This window comes from Arthrobacter sp. B055-34 (assembly GCF_059090425.1).
On record NZ_JBNHFQ010000006.1, the window covers coordinates 35,962 to 61,151 of the forward strand.

A 25,190-nucleotide genomic window follows, 5' to 3' on the forward strand; every position below is an offset into this window, starting at 1 on the left:
CGGTCGGATGGAGCCGGCGCACGGGAATCCCCGGCGATAATGGCCGCCCGGACGGGCCGGGAGCCGATGCCACTTACGGCGCCCGGCCCTCTATGTCGTCTAAAATGGTTGTTCGTGACTTACTTCGATTTGGCCATCATCGGCTCCGGTTCCGGCAACTCCCTGATAACTCCTTACTGGGACGACAAAAAGGTGGCCATAATCGATGGCGGCACGTTCGGCGGAACGTGCCTGAATGTCGGTTGCATTCCGACCAAGATGTTCGTCTACCCGGCGCAACTGGCTTCCGCGGCAAAGGAAGCGGCTGCGCTGGGCGTGGACATGGCGGTCAAGGACGTGCGTTGGCAGGAGGTCCGGGACCGTGTCTTCGGCCGGATCGATGCCATCTCCGAAGGCGGGCGGCGCTACCGTGACGAGGAACTGGACAACGTCACGTTGTATCCGGAATACGCGAAGTTCACCGGGCCGAAAACCCTGGTGACGGCAAGCGGTCAAAGCATCGAGGCTGAACACATCGTTATCGCGGCGGGTTCGCGTCCCCATCTGCCGGATGTTCCCGGTATTGATCTGCCGCAAGTGCATACTTCCGACACTGTCATGCGGATCGATCAGTTGCCGGCGCGAGTACTCATCGTCGGCGGCGGTTTCATTGCAGCCGAATTCGCCGCAGTTTTCTCTGGCTTTGGTTGTGAGGTAACGCAAATCAACCGGTCGGCTCCCTTGCTGAAGTCCGAGGACCGGATTATTTCGGAGCGCTTCACCGCCGCGGCTGCTGCGCAATGGAATCTGAAACTCGGCTGGACGCTTTCGCGGATCGAGGAGGCGGGGCCAGGGGTACGTGCCACCATCGCCGGCACCGACGGCGGTGAAGCTGTTGTGGACGCTGACATTGTCCTGGTGGCGACCGGAAGGCTGACCAATGCCGACTCCCTGGATGTTCAGGCTGCCGGTTTCGACCTGGAGGAAGACGGTCGGCTTGCCGTCGATGAATTCCAACGCGTGCTCGCCGACGGCAGTCCCGCCGAGGGCATCTGGGCCTTGGGGGATGTCAGCAGTCCGTACCAACTCAAGCACGTCGCGAACCATCAAGCACGGGTGGTTACTCATAACCTTGAGCATCCCGAAGACCTGCGCCCCAGCGACCATCTGTTCGTGCCATCTGCAGTCTTCACCCGTCCGCAGATTGCCAGCGTCGGTTTGACTGAGGAACAGGCGCGGCAGGATGCCGAGGTAAGCGGCGCGCAAATTGTCACGGTCATCCAGGAGTATGGAACCACGGCCTACGGGTGGGCGATGGAAGACTCAACCGGATTCGTCAAGCTCATCGCCGACAAGGCCACAGGACGGTTGCTCGGCGCCCACATCATGGGCCATGAGGCCTCTATCCTGATCCAGCCCCTGATCCAGGCGATGTCGTTCGACCTAGACGCGTACACCATGGCGCGCGGGCAGTACTGGATCCACCCGGCCCTGACTGAAGTAGTTGAAAATGCTCTGCTGGCGCTGGGGACGGACGCACCGTCCGCTTAGCGCCAGCAGGCCGGTTTCCGGCCGTGGCTAGCGCCGGGAACCGGCTGGCGCGTAGATTTCTTCTACTATGCCTGCATAGTCCTGCATCACCTGTGCGCGCTTGATCTTCATTGACGGTGTCAGGTGTCCCGAGGCTTCGGTAAAGTCCGTGGGAACTACCCTAAAGGCTTTGATCGCTTCGGCTTGGGACACCGACTGGTTGGCATGGTCAATCAGCGACTGGATTTCGGCCCGGACCTTTTCGTGTTCAGCCGCTTCGGCGACCGTAGTACCGGCTGGCAGTCCGTGGCGCTCCAGCCAGCCGGGAAGAGCCTCTTCATCCAAGGTGATGAGCGCCGCAATGAACGGCCTTTGGTCGCCGACCACCACGCATTGGGACACCAGGGCATCGGCGCGGATCTGGTCTTCCAGCAGTGCCGGGATGACGTTCTTCCCGCCGGCGGTAACGATGATTTCCTTTTTGCGGCCGGTGATTTTGAGGAAGCCGTCGTCATCCAGTTCACCGATATCACCGGTGCGCAGCCAGCCGTCGTCGAAGGTTTCTTCGGTCAGGTCCGGACGGTTGAAGTAGCCGCGCATGACGCAGATACCCTTGGTGAGGATCTCGCCGTCGTCGGCAATCTTGACCGCGTTGCCCGGCAGGGGAGCCCCTACCGTACCGATCTTCACGAGGCTGGGAGTGTTGACGGATATGGGCGCAGTGGTTTCCGTCAAACCATATCCTTCCAGGACCAGGAGCCCGATGCCGTGGAAAAAGTGGCCGAGCCGTTCGCCCAGTGGACCGCCGCCGGAAACCGCGTACTCGACGCGCCCGCCCATGGCCTCACGGATTTTATGGAACACGAGCTTGTCGAAGAGCTTGTGCTTCAAGCTCAGCATTAAGGGAACTTTACCGGCCTGCTCCGCCTTGGACCAGGCGATCGCCGTGTCCGCGGCGGCGTGGAAAATCTTGCCCTTGCCGCCGTCCTCGGCCTTGAGCATGGAACTGTTGTAAACCTTTTCGAAAACCCTGGGCACCGCGAGGATGAAGGTGGGGCGGTAGCTCTGCAGATCCGGCAGCAGGTTCTTGACGTCCGGCGTGTGGGCTACGGTGGCACCGCAAGTAACGCAGAGGACCGAGATGAAGCGCGCGAAGACGTGGGCCAGCGGCAGGAACATGATGGTCCGGGCCCCCTCATGGGCAACGGCCGGCAGCGCTGCAGCCCCGCTTGCTGAAAGCTCCACGAAGTTGCCATGGGTCAGTTCGCATCCCTTGGGCCGGCCCGTGGTGCCGGAAGTATAGATAATGGTCGCCAGGTCATCCAGCCCAGCAAGTCCGCGCCGCTCCTCGATGACGCTGTCGTCAAGATCCGCACCGGCAGCGCGCAGGGCATCCAGACCCGTGCCGTCCAGCTGCCAGACGTGCTTGACGGCATCCAGTGACTCATTCGAAACCGCTTGGCGGACGACGTTCTCGTGCGAAGCGCTTTCGACAAAAGCACCGACGGCACCGGAATCGCCCAGAATCCAGGCAACCTGGCTGGGGGATGATGTCTCGTAGATAGGCACGGAAACGCAGCCCGCAAACCAGATGGCAAAGTCCACCAGCGACCATTCATAGCGGGTACGCGCCATAATCCCCACGCGGTCCCCGGGAGCTATCCCGCTGGCAGCCATTCCCTTGGCCAGCGACACAACGTCGGCGAGGAATTCGGTGGCGCGGATATCCTGCCATGTCCCGGAAGCATCTTTGCGGGAAAACAATGCGGGGTTGGAGGCTTTCCCAGCCTGCTTGACCACGAGATCCGTGATGTTCGAGTTCCGGGGAACATCCACCATGGCAGGGACGCTGTATTCGCGCACATCGACTCCTTTATTGTCAGCAAACCACCCAATGGGTTTCCCTTTAGCCTATAACCTAAATCACATTGCTGTACTCGCTGGTAACCTACGAATCGATAACGGAGCGCCGCCCGGCTGGGTGCTGCAACGATTCCAGCGCCTTCGGTCACCCTACCTGCGGCGCCTGGGGCTTTTCAGACCTGCGCACCGTCGTCGCCGCTGTCCCTCTCGCCGGGCAGCCTCGAGACGAGGTACGCGCCGGCAGCAATGATCATGACGATCAAACCGACGACGGCGGCAAAGGGCGCGCTGCGCCAGAACATAGCCATGAGCAGCAAGGCCAGGGGTCCGCCGACGGCGCCACACCAAGCCAGCACCAGCAGAGGTTCGCCCGTGCCCAGGGGCGCAGGCTCTGGCGGTACAAACTCGTCGTCCTCAGGCTCGGGCGCGTAGTGGTCCCTGGGGCCCGTGACGGGCATGGCGCCTTCAGGCAGGTTTTCTGCCGGAAAGTTGGGGCCGGACAAGCCCGCTGAGGGTTGATTGCCGGCGTCAGCAGGCTCTGGATTGTCCTGACCTGGAATGTTCTTGTCCTGCGGATCCGGCGCTGCTTCGGCTGACTCGAGCCGGGCGACAAGATCCTGCCAAACAGCATCGTCCTGCGACGGTTCGCGGTCAGACATTCGTGGCGTTCCTTTCGCCGGCATTTTCCAGGATGAACCGGGCCGAGTGATCAAAGATCTGTTCAGCATCATTATCCATGGTCGCCACGTGGTAGCTGTTGCCAAGTTCCACGATCGTCAGGCGCCGGGAGCCGATCTGCCTGCGGATCAGCGCGGTGCTGGACTCCGGGACTACATGGTCTACGGTAGAGCGGAAAATCAGCGCCGGAGCGTCCACTCGTGGCAGCGAGGCGGTGGTATTGGCAAAGAGCCGGCTCAGCTGGTGCACAGCAGCCACAGGCGTACGGGCATACGCCTGCTCATCCTGCCCGGGCTTGCTGATGTCGTTTGCGATGGCGGGGGTGGACCTGACGATGTACTTGAGTACACCGGCAAACCGGGCCACAGGGTTGGCAAACGTGAGCCCCGGGTTGACCGCAACGACACCGGCGACCGGACGGTACGCCGCCAACCGCAGGGCCAGCGCGCCGCCCATGGAAAGACCTGCGGCGAAGACCGTGCTGCGTTCGCGCGCGAGTTCGTCATATGCCTGCTCGACCGCGCCGTACCAGTGCTCCCATGGGGTCTTGGCCAATTCCTGCCAGGTCGTGCCGTGCCCGGGGAGCAGCGGCAGCCGAACGGCGAATCCCGCCTCAGCCAGATAATCGGCCCAGTTCTGCAGGCTGCGGGGAGAGCCGGTGAACCCGTGGCTGAGCACCACGCCGATCCGTGAATTAGGACCGTGGCCATTGCTCGCAAAGGGCCGGGGCGGCTCCAAGGTGGTCATGACACTATGTTGTCATCTGGTACCTATAATCTTCTATCCGCCCTCGCCGTTGCCGCCGGGACGGGGGAGTCGACGCGGGCTGCGGAGTACCTAGAGTAGAGTCACAAACGGAAATCGAAGAGACCGGCGCTGCGCTCGGCTCAACCGGAAGGGCTCACGTGTTCTATTGGGTGATGAAGACAATCTTCATTGGACCGGTGGTCCGGCTCCTGTTCCGCCCATGGATCAAGGGCCTCGATAACATTCCAGATGGTCCGGCAATCCTGGCCAGCAACCACATGTCCTTTTCCGACTCGATCTTCCTGCCGCTGGCCGTGCCCAGGCCTGTGGTGTTCCTGGCGAAATCCGAGTACTTCAACGGTCGTGGACTAAAAGGCAGGATGACAGCTGCCTTCTTCCGGCTTACCAACCAGTTGCCGATGGACCGCTCAGGCGGAGCCGCGTCGGCGTCGTCGTTGTCAGGGGGAGCGGATGTCCTGAACGCGGGCGGACTGCTCGGCATTTACCCGGAAGGCACACGCAGTCCTGACGGTCGGCTCTACCGGGGCAAAACCGGCGTCGCCAAACTGGTTCTGAGCACCGGAGTGCCAGTGGTCCCGGTCGCCATGATCGGTACCGACAAGGTCCAGCCAATCGGCCGTCGCATCCCGAACATCCGACGGGTCGGAACGATTATTGGGAAGCCGCTGGACTTTTCAAGATACAAAGGCCTGGAGAACGACCGCTTCATTCAGCGTTCCGTCACAGACGAAATCATGTACGAGATCATGCGGCTCTCCGGCCAGGAATACGTTGACGTGTATGCCAACACGGTGAAGGCGCAGCAGGCAGCGCGCAAGTCCGCCAAGACCGGGCAGGAGCAGCGTAAGGCTGAAGCCGTGGGTGCTGTCGGCGAGGCTCTGCAGAAGCCGGGCACAGTCAAGGCACCGGGTGCCATCACGATCATCGGTAATCCGGAATCCCTTGCCAAGGCACCTGATGCCGCGCATACAGAGCGTGCGCCCAGTGCGCAGCCAGATACCGATGCCGCATCATCTGGAGCAACGGACATAGCCGGCAGTGACGACTCCGGGCAGTCCGGCGGGGGCCGGAAACCGCGCAAGCCCGGGTCCTGAGCCGGGGCAGGCCAAGCTAGAACAATGCCGTCAATGTGACTCATTCGGCCGCACGCATTACGGCCGGGCAGAAACGGGAGTTCAAGGGGTCTAGCATTGATGTGTGACTGAACTTAGTGCATCTGCCCCTGTATCCACTCCGCAGCCCGGTGCCGCCGAATATCCCGGCCTGGATGCCTGGCGTGATCTGCCTGTTGTCCAGCAGCCAACGTGGCAGGACAGCAAGGTGTACGAGTCGTCTCTAGCGGAGCTGTCCACCCTTCCGCCGCTGGTATTTGCCGGGGAGGTGGATGTGCTGCGCGGACGGCTGGCCGAAGCCGCCGAAGGCAGGGCCTTCCTCCTGCAGGGCGGCGACTGTGCCGAAACATTCGAAGGCGCTACCGCGGATAAGATCAGTGCCCGCGTGCGCACCATCCTGCAGATGGCAGTGGTCCTGACCTACGGTGCTTCCCTGCCCGTGATCAAGATGGGCCGGATGGCAGGACAGTTCGCAAAGCCGCGGTCTTCCAACGATGAAACCCGGGACGGTGTGACGCTGCCGGCCTACCGCGGCGACATGGTCAACGGCTTCGACTTTACGCCCGAGACCCGCGGCCACGACGCGTCACGGCTCGTTCGTGCGTACCACACGTCCGCCTCCACCTTGAACCTGATCCGCGCCTTCACCCAGGGCGGCTTTGCCGACCTTCGGCTGGTGCACCACTGGAACAAGGGATTCACCGCCAACCCTGCTCATTCGCGATATGAGTCCCTGGCCCGCGAAATCGACCGCGCCGTGAGATTCATGGATGCCTGCGGTGCAGATTTCGAGGCGCTCAAGCGGGTGGAATTCTTTGCCAGCCATGAAGCCCTGGTGCTCGATTACGAACGTGCCCTGACGCGGATCGATTCCCGCACCGGCCTGCCCTACGACACCTCCGGCCACTTCCTCTGGATCGGTGAGAGAACCCGCCAGATCGACGGCGCCCACGTGGACTTCCTGTCACGGGTCCGCAACCCCATTGGCGTGAAGCTTGGCCCCACCTCTACTGCGGATGACGCCCTGCGGCTGATCGACAAACTGGATCCGGAGCGTGAACCGGGCCGGCTGACCTTCATCACCAGAATGGGCGCCGGTAATATCCGGGAGAAGCTTCCCCCGCTGGTGGAAAAAGTTACGGCCAGCGGTGCCAAAGTTCTGTGGGTGACCGATCCTATGCATGGCAACACCGTGACTTCGCCGAACGGTTACAAGACCCGCAACTTCGACGACGTCATCGATGAGGTCCGCGGCTTCTTCGAGGTGCACAAGGGCCTGGGCACCTTCCCGGGTGGCATGCACATGGAGATGACGGGCGACGACGTTGCCGAATGCCTGGGAGGTGCGGATCCTATCGATCAGGACGCATTCCTGGACCGGTACGAATCGGTGTGTGATCCGCGCCTGAACCACATGCAGTCCTTGGAAATGGCGTTTCTTGTAGCGGGAGCGTTGTCCAAGCGCTCCTGATTCCTGCCGTAAGGCTCCGCCGTCCGCTTAGACTACGGTCAGCGTGATGACGGAGCCTTCGGGTACGGACTCGTCCACGGGATCCTGCACCCGTACCGTGCCGAAGAATCCGCCTAGGATCTCGTTGATCTCGACTTCGAAACCCAGCTCTTCGAGCTGACGCCGGGCATCGTCTGCCTGCTGGCCAACGAGGTTGGGAACGTGCACCATGCGGGGGCCCTTTGACAGCGTCAACGTCACGGTGTCGCCGCGGATGACATTGCCTTGTGCCGGATTCTGTGTGGCAATGTTCCCCTCGGGAATCTCCCGATGGAATTGAGCCTCCGGAGCGAATTCGACAGTCAGGCCGGTATCCTCTAGAGCCGCGGTGGCCTCGTCCCGGGACAATCCGGTGACATCGGGGACGGCAAACGGCTCTGGTCCCTTGGATACCGTCAGATCCACCGGGGTGTTTCGGCGCAGCTGCTCCTCGGCTGCAGGCTGCTGTCCGATGACTTCGCCGGACGGAACCTCTTCGTCGAAGGCTTCGGTGACATCGCCGGCGGCCAGATTCGCCCTGGCCAGTTCAGCCTGGGCCTGTTCGACGGTCATTCCGGTAACGGACGGTACAGGGAATAGCTGGGGACCTTTGGAGACGAGCAGCGTCAGCATTTCAAACCGCCGGATCTGCTCCGGGGCCGGTGGATCGGTTCCGATCGCCACACCGGCTTCGAGCTCCTCGTTGAAGGCTTCCTCAATCCGGAAGTTCAGACCCTGAGCCTGCAGTATGGACTGGGCCTCGCTGACAGGCTTGCCTGAGACTCCCGGAATTTCCACTGGTGCTCCCGGCCCCAGGCCGAAGAACCATCCGGCGGTCGCGACAAGGACCGCGAGGATTCCCAGCACGATTGCCCACAGCAGGCCCCGTCTGCGGGGATGCCTGCGCAGGGATTGCTCGGGTCGCCGTGCCTGCCGGGACAGCTCCTTCGCACGGGCTTTCGCCTCACGTTTCGTCAGCGGTGTAGCCGTATCGGAGACATCGGAAGAATCTGTCGCTTGCCCGTACCCGTTTCCGGCATTCATCGCAGCCTGCGGCCGGGTCAAGGCCTGTGTGTGCTGGTATGACGGCGCAATCACTGTGGTCCGGTTGTCGTCCTGGCTGATGACTTCGGTCGGCGGGCTTGCCGGGTTGGGCATGCTCTGTTCAGCCAGCGTGGGCGCGCTGCCGGACGGACTTGCCTTCGGCGAGTCAAGGTCGGCGTCGCTCAGCGTGGTGCGGATATGTCGCAGCTCCCCTAGGAGAGCGCCGGCATCGACCGGTCGCTGTTCGGGGTCGGACGAAGTGCACCATAGCACCAGTTCATCAAGGTCCTTGGCCAGGCCGGGCACCAGCGTGGACGGTGCGGGCACGGTGGAGTTCACATGCTGGAAGGCGACATGAATGGGAACTTCGCCGGTAAAGGGCTGCCGGCCGGTGAGCATCTCGAAGAGCATGATGCCTGCCGAATAGATGTCGCTGCGCGCATCCGCAGGAGCTCCCGTCACCAGTTCCGGCGCCAGGTACGCCACGGTTCCGATCAGGGTCCCCGTGTTCGAGGTGGTGGACACCGCACGTGCAAGCCCGAAGTCACCGATCTTGATCCGGCCATCGGAGGACATCAGCACGTTCTCGGGTTTCACATCCCGATGGACAAGGTCCGCTTCATGCGCAGCCGCCAGCCCCTCGATGACTGGATCCAGCAATGCCAGGGCCAGCCGCGGAGTCAAAGCACCCTTGTCATTGAGGACATCGCGCAACGTATGCCCCGGGACATATTCCATCGCCAGGTAGGCAACGTGGCCGTCGAACCCCTGGTCCAGGACACCGACCACGTGGGGGTGCGAGAGCTTTGCGGCAGACTTGGCCTCTCGGACGAATCGTTCCAGGAAACTCGTGTCCTCGGCCAAGTGCGGATACATGATTTTCAACGCCACATGCCGGTCCAGGCGGGTGTCGGTGGCCAGATAGACGGTGGACATGCCCCCTCGTGCGAGGCGCGAAAGAATCAGGTATCGCCCGTCCACTGTTGCGCCGACCATTGCATCCGTAACCCGTTCCTGCACTCTTCGATCCTAAGTCCTAACACGGCGAGGGTCCGGATCAACATGGATCCGGACCCTCGCCGCTACCGCGGGCAACCCCGTGGGCGCACCCGCGGTGCTGCTATTAGAAATTCTTCATGTGCGCCTTAATGGCTTTCACATACGTTTTGGTGTCGTCGAACATGCCATGGGTCTTGACCGAGTGCTGGCCCTGGTAATACGACGCAATTGCGTCGTTGAGATTATCGCTTGTGCGGACGAGCGAGCGGATGATGGCCACGCCGGCAGTGGCGTTGTCGTAGGGATCCAGGAGGTTCAGTTTCCGGCCAACCAGATCCGAGGCCCAATCGCCTGAGGACGGAATCACCTGCATGGCGCCGATGGCATTGGCAGGGGAGACCGCGGTCTGCTGGAAACCGGACTCCTGGTAGGCATGGGCCAAGGCAAGGGCCGGATCAACGCCCATGCTGCGTGCCGTGTCCGCAATGATGGCCTTCATCTGCGACTGGCTGGGCTGCGGGGTGGAGAGCAGCAGGCGCTTGTTCTCGTTGGCCTTCGCGACCACTGCCTCCGGGTACGAGTAATGGAGGAAGGTGCTGGGCACCAATGGTTCAGCCGATGCCGCGTTCACATCTGTCCCGCTGCTGCCGGCACCCGAGACCTTGATCTTCTGGCCCGGGTAGATGACCGACGTCGATTTCAGCCCGCTCGACTGCAGAAGCTTGCTCAGCGTGATGTTGTGCTTGATCGCAATGCCGTACAGCGTATCGCCGGCCTTGACCGTGTAGGAGGAACCGGAGCCCGAGGCCGTCGTCGAGGAGGTCTTGGCGGTCTGCACGGCGGCGGCTGAACCGCTGACCTTGATCTTCTGGCCCGGGTAAATGGTGGAAGTGGCCTTGAGGCCGTTGAGCGAGAGGATCTTGCTCAGGCCCATGTTGTGGCGGGCGGCAATCCCGGACAACGTATCGCCCGACTTGACGGTGTAGGATCCACCGGAGCCCGACGACGTCTTTGCCGACGAAGGCTTGGCGGTGGTCGTCGAGGATGCAGCGGAGCCGCTGACCTTGATCTTCTGGCCCGGGTAAATGATGGCGCTGGCCTTGAGGCCGTTGAGCGAGAGGATCTTGCTCAGGCCCATGTTGTGGCGGGCGGCAATCCCGGACAACGTATCGCCCGACTTCACGGTGTAGGACCCACCGGAGGATGAGGAGGAACCTGATGATGACTTGGTGGCTCCGGATGAAGCGCTGCCCGAGAGCTTGATCTTCTGGCCTGGGTAGATGATCGAACTGGGCTTCAAGCCGTTGAGGCTGAGAACTTTCGAAGTGCCCAGGCCGTAGCGAGCGGCGATTCCACTGATCGTCTCGCCCGACTTGACGGTATGGGCTGACGGCGTGGGCTTCAGTGCTGGACGCAAGGTGGACGGAAGCTGGAGGGCAACATCAGAAGCCGGAACAATACGGGACGGCTGCACGGGGAGGTCCGGGCCTGCCAGCTTGGGCTGCAGCGCCATGCGGGGAGCCTGCTCCGCCGCTTGGGCCGGAAGCGCAAAAGCAGCGGAGGAAAGTACGACGGCGGGAATCGCCGCGGTGGCCGCGGCGGTCAGCAGCCTGCGGGAAGGCTGGGCTGCAGTCCGTCCCTGGGCGCGGCTGCTGGAGAACGGGCGCTGGTCAGTCATGGACATTCCTCATCAGTGGTCAGCGGCATGTGCCGTAGGCCCGTAGGCTGTTGAACGAGTTACGAGTGTTTCAGTTGTTATCAATGTGAAACTTGTGACTTGAGTGAATCTACACTAATTCCGCATAACACAAAAGCGAAATTTGGAGCATGGATACCTGAGGCGGCGTGTCGACTTCGGAAGTGGTTTGAATGGCCCGCTCATGGCACGCTTATTACGTGAGTGAACTCGAAAAATTAATTACCGAATGGTTGCCGTTGCCCGATGTGGCCGAACGTCTCGACGTGTCAATCAAGAAGGTCCACAGCCTTATTGATGAAGGAGCCGTGATTGCCGTTCGGGTAGGGGAGAGGAATATCCGGTCCATTCCCGCTGCATTCATTGTCGAGGATCAGATCCTTGACAGCCTTAAGGGCACGATTGCTGTTCTCGGGGATTCAGGCTTTAGCGACGAGGCCATACTGCGCTGGCTCTTTACCGTCGATGAATCACTCCCAGGCCGACCGATCGACGCACTGCGCGAGGGCCGCAAGACCGAGATCCGGCGCCGCGCCCAAGCTCTCGCTTGGTAGGGCATGCTGGTCGGACCAGCGGCTGGGCCGGCGCGCTCGGCTGGACGTAATTCTAACTACTAGGCGGTGCGCCGCACCGCGCGGTCGGCGAGGTATTGCAGTGCCTCGCCGACAACGGGGTCCACGGGGAGCAGTTCCAGGGCACCAAAAGCAGCATCGCTGAGTTCAGCGATCATCGCTTCAACTGATCCGAGGGCTCCTGATTGTTCGATGATCCCGCGGAGCCCGTCGATTTCCGCTCCCGTGAGATCCGGTGATCCCAGATGCTTTTCGAGGTAGTCACGCTCCGAAGCGCTGCATCTGTTGAGTGTCAATCCGATCAACACGGTCCGCTTGCCTTCACGGAGATCGTCGCCGGCGGGCTTGCCTGTTGTTTCAGGGTCGCCAAAGACGCCCAGGACGTCATCGCGGATCTGGAATGCTTCTCCCAATGGAAGCCCGAATGCAGAATAACGGCGGATCAGTTCCGAGTCGCCTCCGGCTAAGGCACCCCCCAGGCAGAGCGGATGCTCCGTTGAATACTTGGCGGACTTATAACGAAGAATCTTCAGCGCCCGGTCCACCGCGTGCTCCCGCGGCCGGCCGGGACCGGCTACTTCTTCAAGTACATCCAGGTACTGACCGGCCATCACCTCGGCTCGCATTCTGTTGAAGATCTTCCGGGCAGTTGTTCCGGAGGCGCCCTCCGAACCGATTCCGGCGAAGACTTCTTCGCTGAAGGACAAACAAAGGTCGCCCGCGAGGATAGCGGCGGCTTCGCCGTAACGTTCTGCGTCCAGGGACCACCCGCGCTGGCGATGCCGGAGTTCAAAGCCACGATGAACACTCGGTTTTCCCCTTCTAGTGTCCGAACGGTCGATGATGTCGTCATGAATCAATGCCGCAGCCTGGAAAAGTTCAATGGCGATACCCGCTTGAACTGCCTGTCCGGCCAACTCGGCACCGCCGGCTCCGCGCCATCCCCAATACGCGAGCAAGGCACGCAACCGTTTTCCGCCATCTGCCAGAACCGCGACGGCGTCTATCAGCTCAGCGGCGTCCTCGGAGATCTCCTGTAACTGCGCCCGTTGTTCACCGAGAAACTCCTGCAACCCCGTGACGAGGCTGGTCTGGAATTTCTCCTGCTCGGCTATCGAACGGTTTCTGTTGACGGACGTCTCCATGTTCACCGGCTTTCCTCAGAAAGGGGTGATCCGGGCCGGTGATATTGCAGCAAGACATACTCCTCGACGGGCAGGCGGGTACCTGACCAGTCTAGCCACGGTAAAGCGCCGTCATGCCCAGCGGAACTTACCATAGAGAGGTGAGCGAGGTACGGCAACAGAACTGCCCCATAATGCATGTCGACATGGACGCGTTTTTCGTTGCCGTCGAACTCCTAGAGCGTCCCGACCTGGTCGGTCGGCCGGTGATTGTCGGATCACCGTCGGGAAGGTCGGTTGTACTCTCAGCTTCGTACGAAGCAAGGAAGCACGGCGTTCGGTCCGCAATGCCAATGTCGCGTGCCCAGCGCCTGAGCCCGCATTCCGTGATTATCGAACCGCATCAGTACAAGTACCACCGGGTGTCCGAAAAGGTGATGGAAATTTTCCGGAACATCACCCCCGAAGTCGAGCAACTGAGTGTCGACGAAGCATTTCTCGATGTCGGCGGTTCGATCCGCAGACTGGGCCAACCGCTGGAGATCGGTGCGCTCATCCGGCAGACCATCCGGTCGGAGTTGGGGATTACGGCCACGGTCGGGATTGCCTCGAGCAAATTAGTGGCGAAGATCGCCTCCACCCATGCCAAACCTGATGGTTTGCTGCTGATTCCACAGGAGCGCACGATCGAGTTCCTGCACACGCTACCGGTGGGGGCACTGTGGGGCGTGGGGGCGAAAACCGGCGACATCCTGGCCAGGCTCGGCATTCATACGGTCGCGGATCTGGCCCACACACCCCAGCAGACACTGCGTCGGGTTCTCGGAACGACCGGGGATCATGTGTATCGGCTGGCCTGGGGGATCGACGACCGGAAAGTGACACCGGAAAGGCTGGAGAAGAGTGTCGGCGCCGAAGAGACCTTTGCCGACGACGTCTCGGACACTGCGCAGCTGCAGCGCGAACTGCTGCGCCTTGCGCACCGTACCGCAGTGCGGCTGAGGGCGTCCGGAATGCAATGCAGGGGAGTGGCGTTGAAACTTCGCTACGCGGACTTCACTACCTTGAGCAGGTCCCGGCGCCTCGCCGAGCCGGCCGACAGCGCCCATCAGCTGTATGCTGCGGCTGTGGCACAGCTTGCCGGTTTGGGCGAGCGGCCGATGCCTGTTCGGCTGATAGGCCTGCGTGCAGAACAGCTGGAACCAACGGCCGGCGCGGGGCAGCAGCTGACCATTGACGGCACCGAGGATAACTGGCGGATCGCTGAGGAGGCACTGGACAAGGTGAATTTGAAGTTCGGCCGTGGCGGAGTCATGCCGGCCGCCTTGTTGCCGTCAGCCCAAAGGAGTATCAAGCCTGGCCGGAATCAAGTTTCGAGCGGTGATGCAGGCGGCGAAACGGGGTCTGCAAAGAGTGGCCGGAAGCACCCGGAGACAGGCCGGAAGGACGAGGGGACCTGATAAACCGTCATGAGCGCTGGATAAGCTGTCGATAAGGACATGCAGCTTTCGAATGGGCCGTTTGCAATCTATCCTTAGTAGTAAGGAAATGAAGTTTTTACGGGAAGTTCGAGGAACTCTTTTCCCAGCACGTCCGTTTCATAGATACGCGGACTACGGGGGACAGGAAGAAGGAGGTTCAGATGCCACTCTCAGAGCATGAACAGCGGCTGCTGGATCAGCTGGAGCAGCAACTGCATGCGGATGACCCCAAATTTGCCAGCCATATGGAGTCGGCCTCGGGCCGGTCGCTGTCAACGAGGCACATTGTTGTCGGCTCGCTGATCGCGGTGGCGGGCATTCTGGTGCTGTTGATTGGTATCTCCAACCAAATCATTGCCTTGGGTGTTCTGGGATTCATAGTGATGGGGGCCGGTGTTTATTGGGCGACCAGCAGGCGCTCAGGAGGGGGTAAGGATGCTTCCTCCACGGCCGGCAAGTCTGCCCCGCCATCCAAGGGAGGATTTATGTCCAACCTGGAGAACCGGTGGGACGAACGCCGCCAGGGCGAGGACCGTCAATGACGAAATCGCCATGAGGACAACTTAACGGCCAGCCTCCTTGCTCCACTTTCCTCCACGCGGCGGAAACCAGAGCTAAAAGAAAGACCCGTCCAGGACGGGTCTTTTCTTATTTAACCGCTTCTGGCGCTCCTGCGCATCAACCCGGGCAAATTCCCTCCACATTCCACCACCTTCACCATTCCCTGAACTGGCGCGGAATACAGACCAAGAGAAATACCCTCATCTGCGCTTTATGTGTTGACTGTGGTGAATTGTGGAGTAAAGTGGAGGACATCAGAGGGTAGTGGTGAACGCAGGAGGTTGACTAACTCCTTTATCGGCAAGGCGGTGGCGATGTTCCTTGGAACACATACGCCGCGGTTGGATGAAAAGGGGCGGTTGATTCTCCCGGCCAAGTTTCGTGAGGAACTGTCCGATGGCCTCGTGCTCACACGGGGACAAGAGCGTTGCATCTACGTCTTCAGTCAGCGGGAATTCGAACGGGTGCATGAAGAAATGCGCAAGGCACCCATATCGTCACGGCAGGCTCGTGACTACATTCGGGTTTTCCTGTCCGGAGCTTCTGATGAGGTACCTGATAAGCAAGGCCGGGTTACGATTCCATCCGCGCTTCGTGCTTATGCAGGCCTGGACCGGGAACTCGCCGTTATCGGCGCCGGAACGCGTGCAGAAATCTGGGACGCTCAGGCATGGAACGAGTACCTGACGGAGAAGGAAACCGCCTTCTCCGAAACAGATGAAGATGCAATACCTGGAATCTTCTGACCTTGGTCGGATATAGCACTACCGCCGGATTCTTGAATGAGATCTCCAGCCGCCCAGCACGACCACCTGAATCACCTTCCCCGGAATCAGGCGAGACGCTAGGCGCGGATGGGGATCTGGTCCAAGAATCAATCGGTTTAAGGGACTTGCAGGAAACAGAAGAACCCAGGGAACAAAAACAACCGGAGGAGCAGGCTGGATGAGCGAGGACCGCCCGACAGAGGACCGTCACGTCCCCGTGCTGCGCGACCGCTGCATCAACCTCCTGGCTCCGGCAATCGAGAAGGCCATTGAATCCACCGGACGTGCCGTTGTCGTTGACGCCACCCTGGGCATGGGCGGCCATTCCGAGGCGCTGCTCCGGAGGTACGGCCAGCTGCACCTGATCGGCATCGACCGGGACGAGCAGGCTCTGGGACTCGCGGGCAGGCGGCTGGCTGAATTCGGCAGCAGGACAGACTTGGTGCACGCCGTCTATGACGAGATTGCCGACGTCGTCCGTGATCTTGGCATGGACACCGTGGACGGGGTGCTCTTTGACCTGGGCGTCTCTTCGATGCAGCTCGACGAACGGGACCGCGGCTTCGCCTATTCCTACGACGCGCCGCTGGACATGCGCATGGACACCAGCCGGGGACGGACCGCGGCAGACGTAGTAAACACCTACAGCCAGGACGAGCTGGTCCGCATCATCCGCAAGTGGGGCGAAGAGAAGTTCGCCGGCAGGATCGCCTCGGCCATTGTGGCAGCCCGTGATGAAGCTCCTCTCGAAACGACGGGACAACTGGTGGACGCAATCCGCAAAGTGGTCCCGGCTTCGGCGGCACGTACCGGCGGGCACCCGGCGAAGAGGACCTTCCAGGCGCTGCGGATAGAAGTCAACGAAGAGCTGGAGGTGCTTGAACGCGCCATCCCGGCTGCATTGGACGTACTGGGTATGGGCGGCCGGGTAGTGGTCATGTCCTACCACTCCCTGGAAGACAAGATCGTCAAGGGCTTTTTCGCCTCCGGCTCGCGGTCGTCGGCTCCCGTCGGGTTCCCGGTGGAGCTGGAGGAGCACAAGGCCCAGTTGAAAACTTTGACCAAGGGCACCGAGGTGCCGACTGAAGCAGAGATCGCAGAAAACCCGCGGGCGGCTTCGGCCAGATTGCGGGCGGTAGAACGGATTCGGAACAGGAGCTCCTCATGAGTGCAACAGCTCGGAACACCAGGCCGGCAGTTCAACCCATGGTGGAGGGCAGCACGGCCCGGGACGCCCGGTATGCCGGCGCGCTGCCTGAACGGAGCGCGGCGCCCCGCACGCCGCTGTCGGTGGTACCTTCCGGACCGGCCCGCAAGCGTGTGCCTTTTGCCGTGTTCTGCTTCGTCGTGCTCGTTGCCGCCCTCGGGTGTGTGCTGGTACTCAATATCTCCGTGTCCGGGGGACAGTACGACATCGTGAAGCTGCGCGGCGAACAGGTTGCCTTGGCCCAGCAGAATGAAAAACTGACACAGCAGTTGGAAAACCGCCAGGCTCCACAGAATCTGGCAGCGGAGGCTGCACAATTGGGAATGGTGGTTTCGCCGTCTGTCGGTTCCATTGATTTGGAGACGATGAAGGTCAGCGGGGACCCGCAAGCGGCAAAGGAAGGTTCTGCGCCGTCACAGTTGGTGGAGCGTCCGGAACTTCCGGCGCAGGCACTGACGCCCGCTGAAGCCGCTGAAGCCGAGGCAGGAGCTGAAACGGGAGCCGAGGCTCCGGTTGAGGCCGAAGCGCCGGCAGCAGCGGAAAAGGCAGCTGAGGCAGAACAGCCGCCGGCCGAGCCGAAGCGGGCAGCCGAACAGCCGTCAGCCGGCGGCAGTGAGAAGACATTCAGCCCCGAGGAGCTGAACGGCGGAACCATCCCGGCACCGAAGCAAAAAACAGGGCAGTAACAACGAATTGCCCGGTGAGACGAACGAGGATCCCTAGTGGCAAGAACCAAGGCCCAAGTCCAAAGCAACCGGCGGGCCGAAGTGACGGCCCGAAGGCTCCGCGCAGGACTCGCCGTGGTGCTGGTTCTGCTGGTTATCCTCGGCGGACGTCTTTTCCAGCTGCAGGGCCTCGATACCGCCGGCATGGCTCAAGCTGCAATCGACAAGCGCCTGCGTACCTCGGAAATACCCGCCTTGCGAGGCGAAATCCTTGACGCCGAAGGGACCGTGCTGGCCCGAAGTGTGCAACGTTTCGACATCGTCGTGGACCAGCGCCTGGTCGAGGATTTCCAACGGTTCAACCAGGAAACCCGCCAGGTCGAAGATGTGCAGATCGAGGGCGAAATTGAGAATCTCGCGGCCATCCTGGGGCAGGACGTCGCCACGGTGCGGGACGCCGTCGTCGGTGATAAGCCGTTCAACTATGTAGCAAAATCGGTCACGCCTGAAATCCAGGAGAAAGTCGAGAATCTGGCCTTCCCCGGCCTGCAATCGCGCGAGACCACTACCCGGACCTATCCGGTGGGCGAGGTGGCAGGCTCGGTAGTCGGCTTCCTGGGGTCCGACGGCACCCCGCTCGAAGGCATTGAAGCCACGCAGCAGGAAGTGCTCGCCGGCACCCCTGGTGAGCGCACCTTCGAAATCGGGGCGGACGGAATCCGAATCCCGGTGGCCACCAACGAAGAAGTACCTGCCCAGGACGGCCAGAGTGTCAGGCTCACCCTGAACTCGGACCTGCAGTGGTATGCCCAGGAGGCCATCGCCGAGCAAGTCAAGGAATACGACGCCGAGTACGGAACCATCGTTGTGATGAACGCCAAGACCGGCGACATCATTGCGCTGGCCGATTCCACCACGCTGGATCCCAATGATCCCGGGGCGACACCGGACGGCCAGCGCCAATCCTACGCCGCGACGAAGGCCTTCGAGCCCGGCTCGACGACAAAGATGATCACGATGGCCGCCGCTATCGAAGAAAGCATCACGACGCCGATTACCAAATATAAGATTCCGCCCGAGTACACGGTCAACGGACAGACGTTCATCGATGCCCGGCCGCACGATGCCAAAACGATGACCACGGCGGGCATCCTCGCGAATTCCTGGAACACGGGCACGGTGATGATCGGGGAACAGCTGACCAGGCAGCAGCGCTACGACTACCTGCGCAGGTTCGGGGTCGGCCACAAGTTCGACATCGGCCTCCACGGGACCACCGCGGGCCTGCTGGCACCGCCGGAGACTTGGGACGGCCGGCAGGAATTCACAGTCCTCTTCGGCCAGGGCCTGGCGCAGACCGCCCTGCATACCGCCGTCGCCTTCGCCACCATTGCGAACGACGGCGTCAGGATGGAACCGCGGCTGATCGACGCCTATATCGACCCCGACGGTACCGAACACACCGTGGCCAATGAGGAAGTTGGGCGGGCCGTCTCCTCCGAGACAGCGGACCAGGTCCAGGACATGCTGGAGACCGACTCGCACGTGGCCAGTGGCCTGCCGGGTAGTATCGAGGACTACCGCATCGGTGTGAAGACGGGTACGGCCGAGGCGCCGTCCGACGACGGCGGGTTCAGCGGCTATACGATTTCCTATGCAGGCATCGCTCCCATGGAGGACCCTGAGTATGTTGTCGTGGCGACCATCCAGCGGCCGGAGGGCGGCGTGTTCTCGCTGACCGCCGGTCCGGTTTTCAAAAAGGTCATGAGCCAGGTGCTCAATACCTACAATGTGCCGCCGTCCACCACCAAGCCGGTTAAACTTCCGCTCGAGTAATGATTCTGGAGAACTTTGTGAGCACCACCCCCCGACAGCCGCACAGGTCTGCCTCGCCTATGCGGCCGGAATTTGTCGAGCCCGTCACGCTGCAGGAACTGCAGCTGGTCCTGGCGGACGCCGGATTGCCGTCCATGGCGTCGGCCGCAGGAACAGACTGGGACACTGCCGTGAGCGGGCTTTCGATCGACTCGCGTGCCGTGGAGCCGGGGGACCTTTACATCGGTTTGCCGGGAGCCAACCGGCACGGGGCCGAGTTCGCTGCGCAGGTTGCCGCAGCGGGTGCGGCGGCAATTCTTACGGACGACGCCGGAACCCAGTTGCTCGCGGGGCAAGACCTGGGCACGGTGCCGGTGTTGGCAGCCCCGGACCTGCGCGCCCTCGTTGGACCACTATCGGCCAGGGTCTACAACAGCCAGCCCGCAGGTACCCGGCCGAGCCTCTTCGCCGTCACCGGTACCAACGGAAAAACAACCACCACGTACTTCGTGAACTCCCTGCTGAAGGCACTGGACCAATCCACCGGCCTGATCGGGACAATCGAAATCACCGCGGGCAGTGAAGCGGTTCCCAGTGCACTCACTACGCCCGAGTCCCCGGAAGTCCACGGCATCCTCGGCCTGATGCGCGAACGGGGTCTGGATGCGGCAGCGATGGAAGTGTCCTCACACGCCATCTCCTACCGGCGGGTGGACGGAGTGCGCTTTGACGTGGCAGGATTCACGAACCTCACGCAGGACCATCTCGATCTGCACGGCAGCATGGACGAGTATTTCCAGACGAAGGCCGAGCTTTTCACCCCCCATCGGGTCCGCCGCGCCGTAGTCTGCGTGGATGATCCCTGGGGGCGGCGGCTGGCCGAAAGTTCCGACGTACCCACCGTCTCGCTCAGTACCACTGGCGCGCCTGCGGACTGGCGGGTTCAGTCCATTCAGCGCGCAGGGCTGGGACACAGGTTCGAGCTGCACGGCCCGGACGGGGTGCTGCGGCTGCATACCGGCCTGCCGGGGGACTTCAACGTGTCCAACGCTGCCCTGGCGGCAGTCATGGTGCTGGCCTCCGGTGTTGACGTTCAACGTCTCCAGACAGCGCTGGATGCGAGGGATCCGTTCACAGTAGATGTTCCCGGACGAATGCAGCTGATCAGCGAGCAGCCGGCAGGAATTGTTGATTTTGCCCACAATCCCGACGCACTGGAGCGCACTCTCGCGTCCGTGCGGCGGCCCGAAGCCGGCTCCCGCGTCATCATTGTTTTTGGGGCGACGGGGGACCGCGACCAGACCAAACGCCCGCTGATGGGAGCCATCGCAGCCCGGGGTGCCGACGTCGTTATTGTCACCGACGATGATCCGCACGGCGAAGACGAAGCCGCCATCCGGCAGGACGTCCTGAGGGGCGCCTTCGCGGCGAAGCAGGACGAGCAGCTGGACACCGTGATCGAGGAGGTCTTTCCGCGCGCCGCGGCGATCGAGCACGCCGTGGAAATGGCCACGGCAGCAGATACCGTCCTGGTTGCCGGCCGCGGACACGAGGTCTGGCAGGAGGTCAAAGGCGTGAACCTGGCCCTTGATGACCGGGTGGAGCTGCGGAAGGCGTTGCGCCGGCATGGATTCTATGCCCTTGGTGCCGACGCGGTAGAGTCCTAGATCGTCATGATTGAACTTACTGCAGCCGAAATTGCGGCAATTACACACGGGCGCATCATTGGGGAACCGACAGATGGTTCGGAGGATACCGCCGCTGTGACGGTTAATTCCGCCGCGACGGATTCGCGGGAAGTGATTCCCGGGTCACTGTTCGTGGCGAAGCCCGGCGAGAAGACGGATGGGCATCTGTTCGTTCCCCGGGCTTTTGCTTCCGGCGCCGTGCTGGCGCTGACCGAACGCGAAATAACCGACGACGCCGGCCGTCTGCTGCCGCAGATCATCGTGCCCGACGCCGTGCAGGCCATGGGTGCCATTGCCGCCGACGTCGTCGCGCGGCTGCGTGCCCACGGCCCGCTGTCGGTTGTCGGAATCACCGGCAGCGCGGGCAAGACCACCACGAAGGATCTGCTCGCGGGCATCTTGGCGCAGGCCGGCCCGACCGTGGCCCCGGTGGGTTCCTACAACGGCGAGGTCGGCGTGCCGCTGACCATTTTCAACGCCGACTTCGACACCCGTTACCTGGTGGTGGAAATGGGAGCCACCGGGCTGGGACACATCACTTACCTGACGGATATGGTGAAGCCGGACACCGGCGTCGTACTGGGTGTGGGTACAGCCCACGCCGGCGAGTTCGGCGGCGTGGAGAACATCGCCCGCGCAAAGGGTGAACTGGTTGAAGCGATCGGGGCCGATGGCACGGCCATCATCAACGCCGACGATCCGCGCGTACGTCAGATGGATACCCGCACCACGGCGAAGCTGCTCTATTTCACCGCCGACGTCGGGTTCTCGCCGGATGCTGCCGATGCTGAAGTTATGCGCGCCACCGAAGTGCGCACCAATGCCGCCGGGCACCCGGAACTGACGGTCCGCTTCCCTGATGGAACCGAAAGCCGCATCGTTTCCGGGCTGATCGGTATCCACCATGCCACCAACCTGCTGGCAGCGGCCTCCGCAGCCTGGTCGCTTGGCATCAGCGCCGAGCTGATCGCCAGCGGCCTGAACGGCCGCGGTCCGGCGTCCCGTTGGCGAATGGAACGCACCGAGCGGCCGGACGGTGTGACGGTCATTAACGACGCCTACAACGCGAACCCCGAATCGATGCGTGCCGCCCTGCGGACCCTGGCCGAACTTGGCCGCGGCGAGGGACGGCGTACCTGGGCGGTACTGGGCGAGATGCTGGAGCTGGGAGAGGATTCCATCCACGAGCACGACGCCATCGGGCGGACTGTGGTCCGCTTGAACATCGCCAAGCTGATCGTGGTGGGCACCGGGGCCAGGGCCATGCACACCGGAGCCGTCATGGAGGGTTCCTGGGGCGATGAATCCACCTTCGTCGAGACACCGGAAGATGCCTACAAGGTACTCCAGCGGGATCTGCGACCGGGCGACCTGGTGCTGTTCAAGTCTTCCAACGGGGCCGGGTTACGGCACCTGGGAGACCGGGTAGCGCGCCGCGAGCCGTCCCCAACTGCCCCGCCGTCCGGCGCGGCAGAAACACCGATTCCTGCAGAGGGAGGTATCCAGTCGTGATTTCCCTGCTTATCGGCTCGGCAATGGCTCTGGTGCTTGCCCTCGTTGGCACGCCGTTGTTCATCAGGTTGCTCGTCAAAAGGGGCTACGGCCAGTTCATCCGCGATGACGGTCCGACTTCCCACCACACGAAGCGCGGCACACCGACCATGGGCGGTACCGTCATTGTCGGATCCGTCGTCGTCGCCTATTTCGGCACGCACTTGCTCGAATGGATGATGAACCAGAACCACCCCGGTCCCACCGTGTCCGGCGGTGTGCTTCTGCTGCTGATGGCCGGTATGGGCCTGGTCGGTTTCCTGGATGACTTCCTGAAAATCTCGAAACAGCGCAGCCTGGGACTCCGGGCCTGGTCCAAGATAGTGCTCCAGGGCATCGTTGGCGTGCTGTTCGCCGTCCTGGCACTGAACTTCCCGGATGAGGCCGGGCGCACTCCGGCGTCGATGAACATCTCCGTGGTCCGGGACGTACCGTGGCTGGACCTGGCCGCAGGCGGCACCGTGCTCGGCACCATTTTGTTCATTGTCTGGTCCAACCTGATCGTGACCGGAGCTACCAATGGCGTGAACCTGACCGACGGGCTCGACGGCCTGGCGGCCGGCGCCTCCGTCATGGTGTTCAGCGCCTACATGCTGATGGGTATTTGGCAGTTCAACCAGGCCTGCGGTTCCATCAAGGTGGCGGGGGAGGTCTGCTATGAGGTCAGGGACCCGATGGATCTTGCACTGCTGGCCGGTTCGCTCTGCGGCGCCCTGATCGGCTTCCTGTGGTGGAACACCTCGCCTGCGAAGATCTTCATGGGCGATACCGGATCGCTGGCCCTCGGCGGCGCCATCGCCGGTTTCGCGATCCTTTCACGCACCCAGTTGCTGCTGGTCGTCCTGGCAGGCCTGTTTGTCCTGATTGCCCTCTCGGTCATCATCCAGGTTGCGTTCTTCAAACTCAGCGGCGGCAAACGAGTCTTCAAGATGGCACCGCTGCAGCACCATTTCGAGCTCAAAGGCTGGGCCGAGGTCACAGTGGTGGTCCGGTTCTGGATTATCGCCGGCCTGTGCGTGGCTGCAGGACTGGGCATCTTCTACGCTGAATGGGTTGTTGGACTGTGAGCGTGAACGAACGGCTGGATTCACTGGCATCCTGGGACGCAGACTGGTCCGGACTGCGGGTGGTAGTCACCGGCATAGGACTGTCCGGCTTCTCCGCGGCAGACACCCTGATTGAACTCGGCGCCAAGGTGGTTCTGGTCGACGCCCAGGACACCGAGGAAAACCGGGCTAAGGCGGACACGCTGAAAATCGTCGGTGCCCATCAGGTGCTGCTGGGGCCTGAGCACACCCAGTCGCTTCCGCTGGTCGACGGCGAACCGGCCGAACTCGTGGTCACCTCGCCCGGCTGGAGCCCGCGGCAGCCCCTGCTCGCCGCCGCCGCAGCAGCCGGGATCGCCATCTGGGGCGATGTGGAGCTTGCCTGGCGGGTACGCGAGCGTGCCGGGCGGCGGACCGCCGAATGGCTCGTCATTACCGGGACCAACGGAAAGACCACAACGGTAGGCCTGGCAGCTTCGATGCTGCAGGCGGCCGGACTGCGGGCCATCGCGGCCGGCAACGTAGGCACCCCTGTTCTTGATGCCATTCGGGACCCGCTGGGCTACGACGTGATCGCCGTCGAACTCTCCAGCTTCCAGTTGCACTGGTCCCATTCGCTCTCGCCGCTGGCAAGCGTCTGCCTCAACGTCGCGCAGGACCATGTGGACTGGCACGGCTCGTACGAGAACTATCTTGCGGACAAGGCCAAGATCTACGCGAACACCAAGGTTGCTTGCGTCTACAACGCTGAACAGCGTGAGACCGAGGCGATGGTGGAAGAGGCCGACGTCGTGGAGGGCTGCCGCGCCATCGGCTTCACCACCGGTATGCCGGCCGTGAGCATGGTCGGCGTGGTGGAAAATCTGCTCGTGGACCGCGCCTTTATCGAAGCACGCAAGGACTCGGCAGCCGAGCTGGCGGCCTTGACGGACCTGGGCGAGCTGGCCCCACGGCATCTGGTTGCCAATGCGCTTGCGGCCGCAGCATTGGTCCGTGCCTACGGGGTGGAACCGGCCGCGGTCCGCGACGGCATCCGCAATTACAACCCGGGGGCGCACCGGATCCAGAAAGTCGCCGAGATTGATGGAGTGCTGTGGGTCAACGACTCCAAAGCAACCAATCCACACGCGGCGGCGGCCTCGCTGGCGGCGTTCTCCTCGGTGGTGTGGATCGCCGGCGGATTGTCCAAGGGCGTGAACTACAGCGAACTCGTCGCTGCACACAGCGGACGGTTGAAGGCCGTCGTCGTTATCGGCCAGGACAGCACGGGCTTACTGGCCGCGTTGGAGCGACACGCTCCGGATGTTCCGGTGATCACGGTTCCGGCGCGAGACACTGATAAAGGACAGCCCGCGGGCGGAGACGAACAAGTCACCGGCGGGAAGATCATGGCTTCAGCTGTGGCCGCGGCAGCAGGGATTGCCGTAGACGGGGATACCGTGCTGATGGCTCCGGCGGCTGCCTCCATGGATCAATTCACGTCCTACGCCCATCGCGGCGATGCATTCATCGAAGCGGTCCGTGGCATCCAGGAAGGTCAGGCGTAGAGCCCGTA

At 62.3% G+C, this 25,190-nt stretch carries 20 protein-coding genes; 14 read left to right on the top strand and 6 right to left on the bottom strand.

Translation table 11 applies throughout. The annotated features are described in order from the left end of the window. Positions 1-114 precede the first annotated feature (114 nt). The gene (locus AC5RWO_RS12665; RefSeq protein ID WP_498731741.1) at positions 115-1,530 is read left to right on the top strand and encodes a mycothione reductase; all 1,416 of its coding nucleotides are present in this window, start codon (positions 115-117) and stop codon (positions 1,528-1,530) included. A 27-nt stretch (positions 1,531-1,557) separates the two neighbouring features. On the opposite strand, the gene AC5RWO_RS12670 is transcribed toward AC5RWO_RS12665, so the two are convergent. The 3 genes from AC5RWO_RS12670 to AC5RWO_RS12680 all read right to left on the bottom strand — a co-directional run bounded on the left by AC5RWO_RS12670 (position 1,558) and on the right by AC5RWO_RS12680 (position 4,797). Further along, a complete protein-coding gene (locus AC5RWO_RS12670; RefSeq protein WP_498731742.1) occupies positions 1,558-3,372 on the bottom strand; it encodes an AMP-dependent synthetase/ligase in 1,815 nt (604 codons plus the stop codon). Positions 3,373-3,545: 173 nt separating this feature from the next. Then, positions 3,546-4,031: a hypothetical protein gene (locus tag AC5RWO_RS12675; protein ID WP_498731743.1), complete on the bottom strand. Its 486-nt coding sequence runs from the start codon at positions 4,029-4,031 to the stop codon at positions 3,546-3,548. Beyond that, a complete protein-coding gene (locus tag AC5RWO_RS12680; RefSeq protein WP_498731744.1) occupies positions 4,024-4,797 on the bottom strand; it encodes an alpha/beta hydrolase in 774 nt (257 codons plus the stop codon). The genes AC5RWO_RS12675 and AC5RWO_RS12680 overlap by 8 nt, the downstream gene beginning before the upstream one ends. A 158-nt stretch (positions 4,798-4,955) precedes the next feature. On the opposite strand from AC5RWO_RS12680, the gene AC5RWO_RS12685 reads away from it, so the two are divergent. After that, a complete protein-coding gene (locus AC5RWO_RS12685; RefSeq protein WP_498731745.1) occupies positions 4,956-5,912 on the top strand; it encodes a lysophospholipid acyltransferase family protein in 957 nt (318 codons plus the stop codon). A 103-nt stretch (positions 5,913-6,015) separates the two neighbouring features. After that, on the top strand, positions 6,016-7,401 hold the full coding sequence (locus AC5RWO_RS12690) for a class II 3-deoxy-7-phosphoheptulonate synthase (protein WP_498731746.1): 1,386 nt from the start codon (positions 6,016-6,018) through the stop codon (positions 7,399-7,401). A 27-nt stretch (positions 7,402-7,428) separates the two neighbouring features. Here the strand turns inward: AC5RWO_RS12690 and pknB are convergent, their stop codons facing one another. Further along, the gene (gene pknB, locus AC5RWO_RS12695; protein ID WP_498731748.1) at positions 7,429-9,483 is read right to left on the bottom strand and encodes a Stk1 family PASTA domain-containing Ser/Thr kinase; all 2,055 of its coding nucleotides are present in this window, start codon (positions 9,481-9,483) and stop codon (positions 7,429-7,431) included. A 103-nt stretch (positions 9,484-9,586) separates the two neighbouring features. Further along, complete coding sequence (locus AC5RWO_RS12700) at positions 9,587-11,140, bottom strand: lytic transglycosylase (protein ID WP_498731750.1); 1,554 nt, start codon at positions 11,138-11,140, stop codon at positions 9,587-9,589. Positions 11,141-11,358: 218 nt separating this feature from the next. On the opposite strand from AC5RWO_RS12700, the gene AC5RWO_RS12705 reads away from it, so the two are divergent. Further along, on the top strand, positions 11,359-11,712 hold the full coding sequence (locus AC5RWO_RS12705) for an Rv2175c family DNA-binding protein (protein ID WP_498731751.1): 354 nt from the start codon (positions 11,359-11,361) through the stop codon (positions 11,710-11,712). 59 nt (positions 11,713-11,771) lie between these two features. Here the strand turns inward: AC5RWO_RS12705 and AC5RWO_RS12710 are convergent, their stop codons facing one another. Beyond that, complete coding sequence (locus AC5RWO_RS12710; RefSeq protein WP_498732000.1) at positions 11,772-12,875, bottom strand: polyprenyl synthetase family protein; 1,104 nt, start codon at positions 12,873-12,875, stop codon at positions 11,772-11,774. Positions 12,876-12,988: 113 nt separating this feature from the next. On the opposite strand from AC5RWO_RS12710, the gene dinB reads away from it, so the two are divergent. The 10 genes from dinB to murD all read left to right on the top strand — a co-directional run bounded on the left by dinB (position 12,989) and on the right by murD (position 25,182). Next, positions 12,989-14,314: a DNA polymerase IV gene (gene dinB / locus AC5RWO_RS12715; RefSeq protein WP_498731752.1), complete on the top strand. Its 1,326-nt coding sequence runs from the start codon at positions 12,989-12,991 to the stop codon at positions 14,312-14,314. A 182-nt stretch (positions 14,315-14,496) separates the two neighbouring features. After that, positions 14,497-14,877, top strand: a complete 381-nt coding sequence (locus AC5RWO_RS12720) for an SCO2097 family morphological protein (protein ID WP_498731753.1) — start codon at positions 14,497-14,499, stop codon at positions 14,875-14,877. Between the two features lie 333 nt (positions 14,878-15,210). Beyond that, entirely contained in the window at positions 15,211-15,642 is a 432-nt protein-coding gene (gene mraZ, locus AC5RWO_RS12725) for a division/cell wall cluster transcriptional repressor MraZ (RefSeq protein ID WP_498732001.1), read from the top strand. Between the two features lie 199 nt (positions 15,643-15,841). Beyond that, complete coding sequence (rsmH, locus tag AC5RWO_RS12730) at positions 15,842-16,831, top strand: 16S rRNA (cytosine(1402)-N(4))-methyltransferase RsmH (protein ID WP_498731754.1); 990 nt, start codon at positions 15,842-15,844, stop codon at positions 16,829-16,831. Then, complete coding sequence (ftsL, locus tag AC5RWO_RS12735; RefSeq protein WP_498731756.1) at positions 16,828-17,556, top strand: cell division protein FtsL; 729 nt, start codon at positions 16,828-16,830, stop codon at positions 17,554-17,556. The genes rsmH and ftsL overlap by 4 nt, the downstream gene beginning before the upstream one ends. A 36-nt stretch (positions 17,557-17,592) precedes the next feature. Beyond that, positions 17,593-19,371 carry a peptidoglycan D,D-transpeptidase FtsI family protein gene (locus AC5RWO_RS12740; RefSeq protein WP_498731757.1) on the top strand — a complete coding sequence of 593 codons (1,779 nt, stop codon included), beginning with the start codon at positions 17,593-17,595 and terminating at the stop codon, positions 19,369-19,371. Beyond that, positions 19,371-21,017, top strand: a complete 1,647-nt coding sequence (locus tag AC5RWO_RS12745) for a UDP-N-acetylmuramoyl-L-alanyl-D-glutamate--2,6-diaminopimelate ligase (RefSeq protein ID WP_498731758.1) — start codon at positions 19,371-19,373, stop codon at positions 21,015-21,017. The genes AC5RWO_RS12740 and AC5RWO_RS12745 overlap by 1 nt, the downstream gene beginning before the upstream one ends. Positions 21,018-21,023: 6 nt before the next feature. After that, complete coding sequence (locus AC5RWO_RS12750) at positions 21,024-22,550, top strand: UDP-N-acetylmuramoyl-tripeptide--D-alanyl-D-alanine ligase (protein WP_498731760.1); 1,527 nt, start codon at positions 21,024-21,026, stop codon at positions 22,548-22,550. Beyond that, positions 22,547-23,656 carry a phospho-N-acetylmuramoyl-pentapeptide-transferase gene (gene mraY, locus AC5RWO_RS12755; protein ID WP_498731762.1) on the top strand — a complete coding sequence of 370 codons (1,110 nt, stop codon included), beginning with the start codon at positions 22,547-22,549 and terminating at the stop codon, positions 23,654-23,656. Before AC5RWO_RS12750 ends, mraY begins: the two co-directional genes overlap by 4 nt. Then, entirely contained in the window at positions 23,638-25,182 is a 1,545-nt protein-coding gene (gene murD, locus AC5RWO_RS12760) for a UDP-N-acetylmuramoyl-L-alanine--D-glutamate ligase (protein ID WP_498731763.1), read from the top strand. Before mraY ends, murD begins: the two co-directional genes overlap by 19 nt. Positions 25,183-25,190 lie beyond the last annotated feature (8 nt).

What these genes read in the sequence shown, in the direction of transcription:
- AC5RWO_RS12745 (WP_498731758.1), top strand. Translation starts at nt 19,371, where the DNA reads ATGATTCTGGAGAACTTTGTGAGCACCACCCCCCGACAGCCGCACAGG.
- AC5RWO_RS12710 (WP_498732000.1), bottom strand. Translation starts at nt 12,875, where the DNA reads ATGGAGACGTCCGTCAACAGAAACCGTTCGATAGCCGAGCAGGAGAAA.
- ftsL (WP_498731756.1), top strand. Translation starts at nt 16,828, where the DNA reads ATGAGTGCAACAGCTCGGAACACCAGGCCGGCAGTTCAACCCATGGTG.
- AC5RWO_RS12700 (WP_498731750.1), bottom strand. Translation starts at nt 11,140, where the DNA reads ATGACTGACCAGCGCCCGTTCTCCAGCAGCCGCGCCCAGGGACGGACT.
- AC5RWO_RS12750 (WP_498731760.1), top strand. Translation starts at nt 21,024, where the DNA reads ATGATTGAACTTACTGCAGCCGAAATTGCGGCAATTACACACGGGCGC.
- mraZ (WP_498732001.1), top strand. Translation starts at nt 15,211, where the DNA reads ATGTTCCTTGGAACACATACGCCGCGGTTGGATGAAAAGGGGCGGTTG.
- AC5RWO_RS12680 (WP_498731744.1), bottom strand. Translation starts at nt 4,797, where the DNA reads ATGACCACCTTGGAGCCGCCCCGGCCCTTTGCGAGCAATGGCCACGGT.
- murD (WP_498731763.1), top strand. Translation starts at nt 23,638, where the DNA reads ATGGGTTGTTGGACTGTGAGCGTGAACGAACGGCTGGATTCACTGGCA.
- AC5RWO_RS12675 (WP_498731743.1), bottom strand. Translation starts at nt 4,031, where the DNA reads ATGTCTGACCGCGAACCGTCGCAGGACGATGCTGTTTGGCAGGATCTT.
- dinB (WP_498731752.1), top strand. Translation starts at nt 12,989, where the DNA reads ATGCCCAGCGGAACTTACCATAGAGAGGTGAGCGAGGTACGGCAACAG.
- AC5RWO_RS12720 (WP_498731753.1), top strand. Translation starts at nt 14,497, where the DNA reads ATGCCACTCTCAGAGCATGAACAGCGGCTGCTGGATCAGCTGGAGCAG.
- rsmH (WP_498731754.1), top strand. Translation starts at nt 15,842, where the DNA reads ATGAGCGAGGACCGCCCGACAGAGGACCGTCACGTCCCCGTGCTGCGC.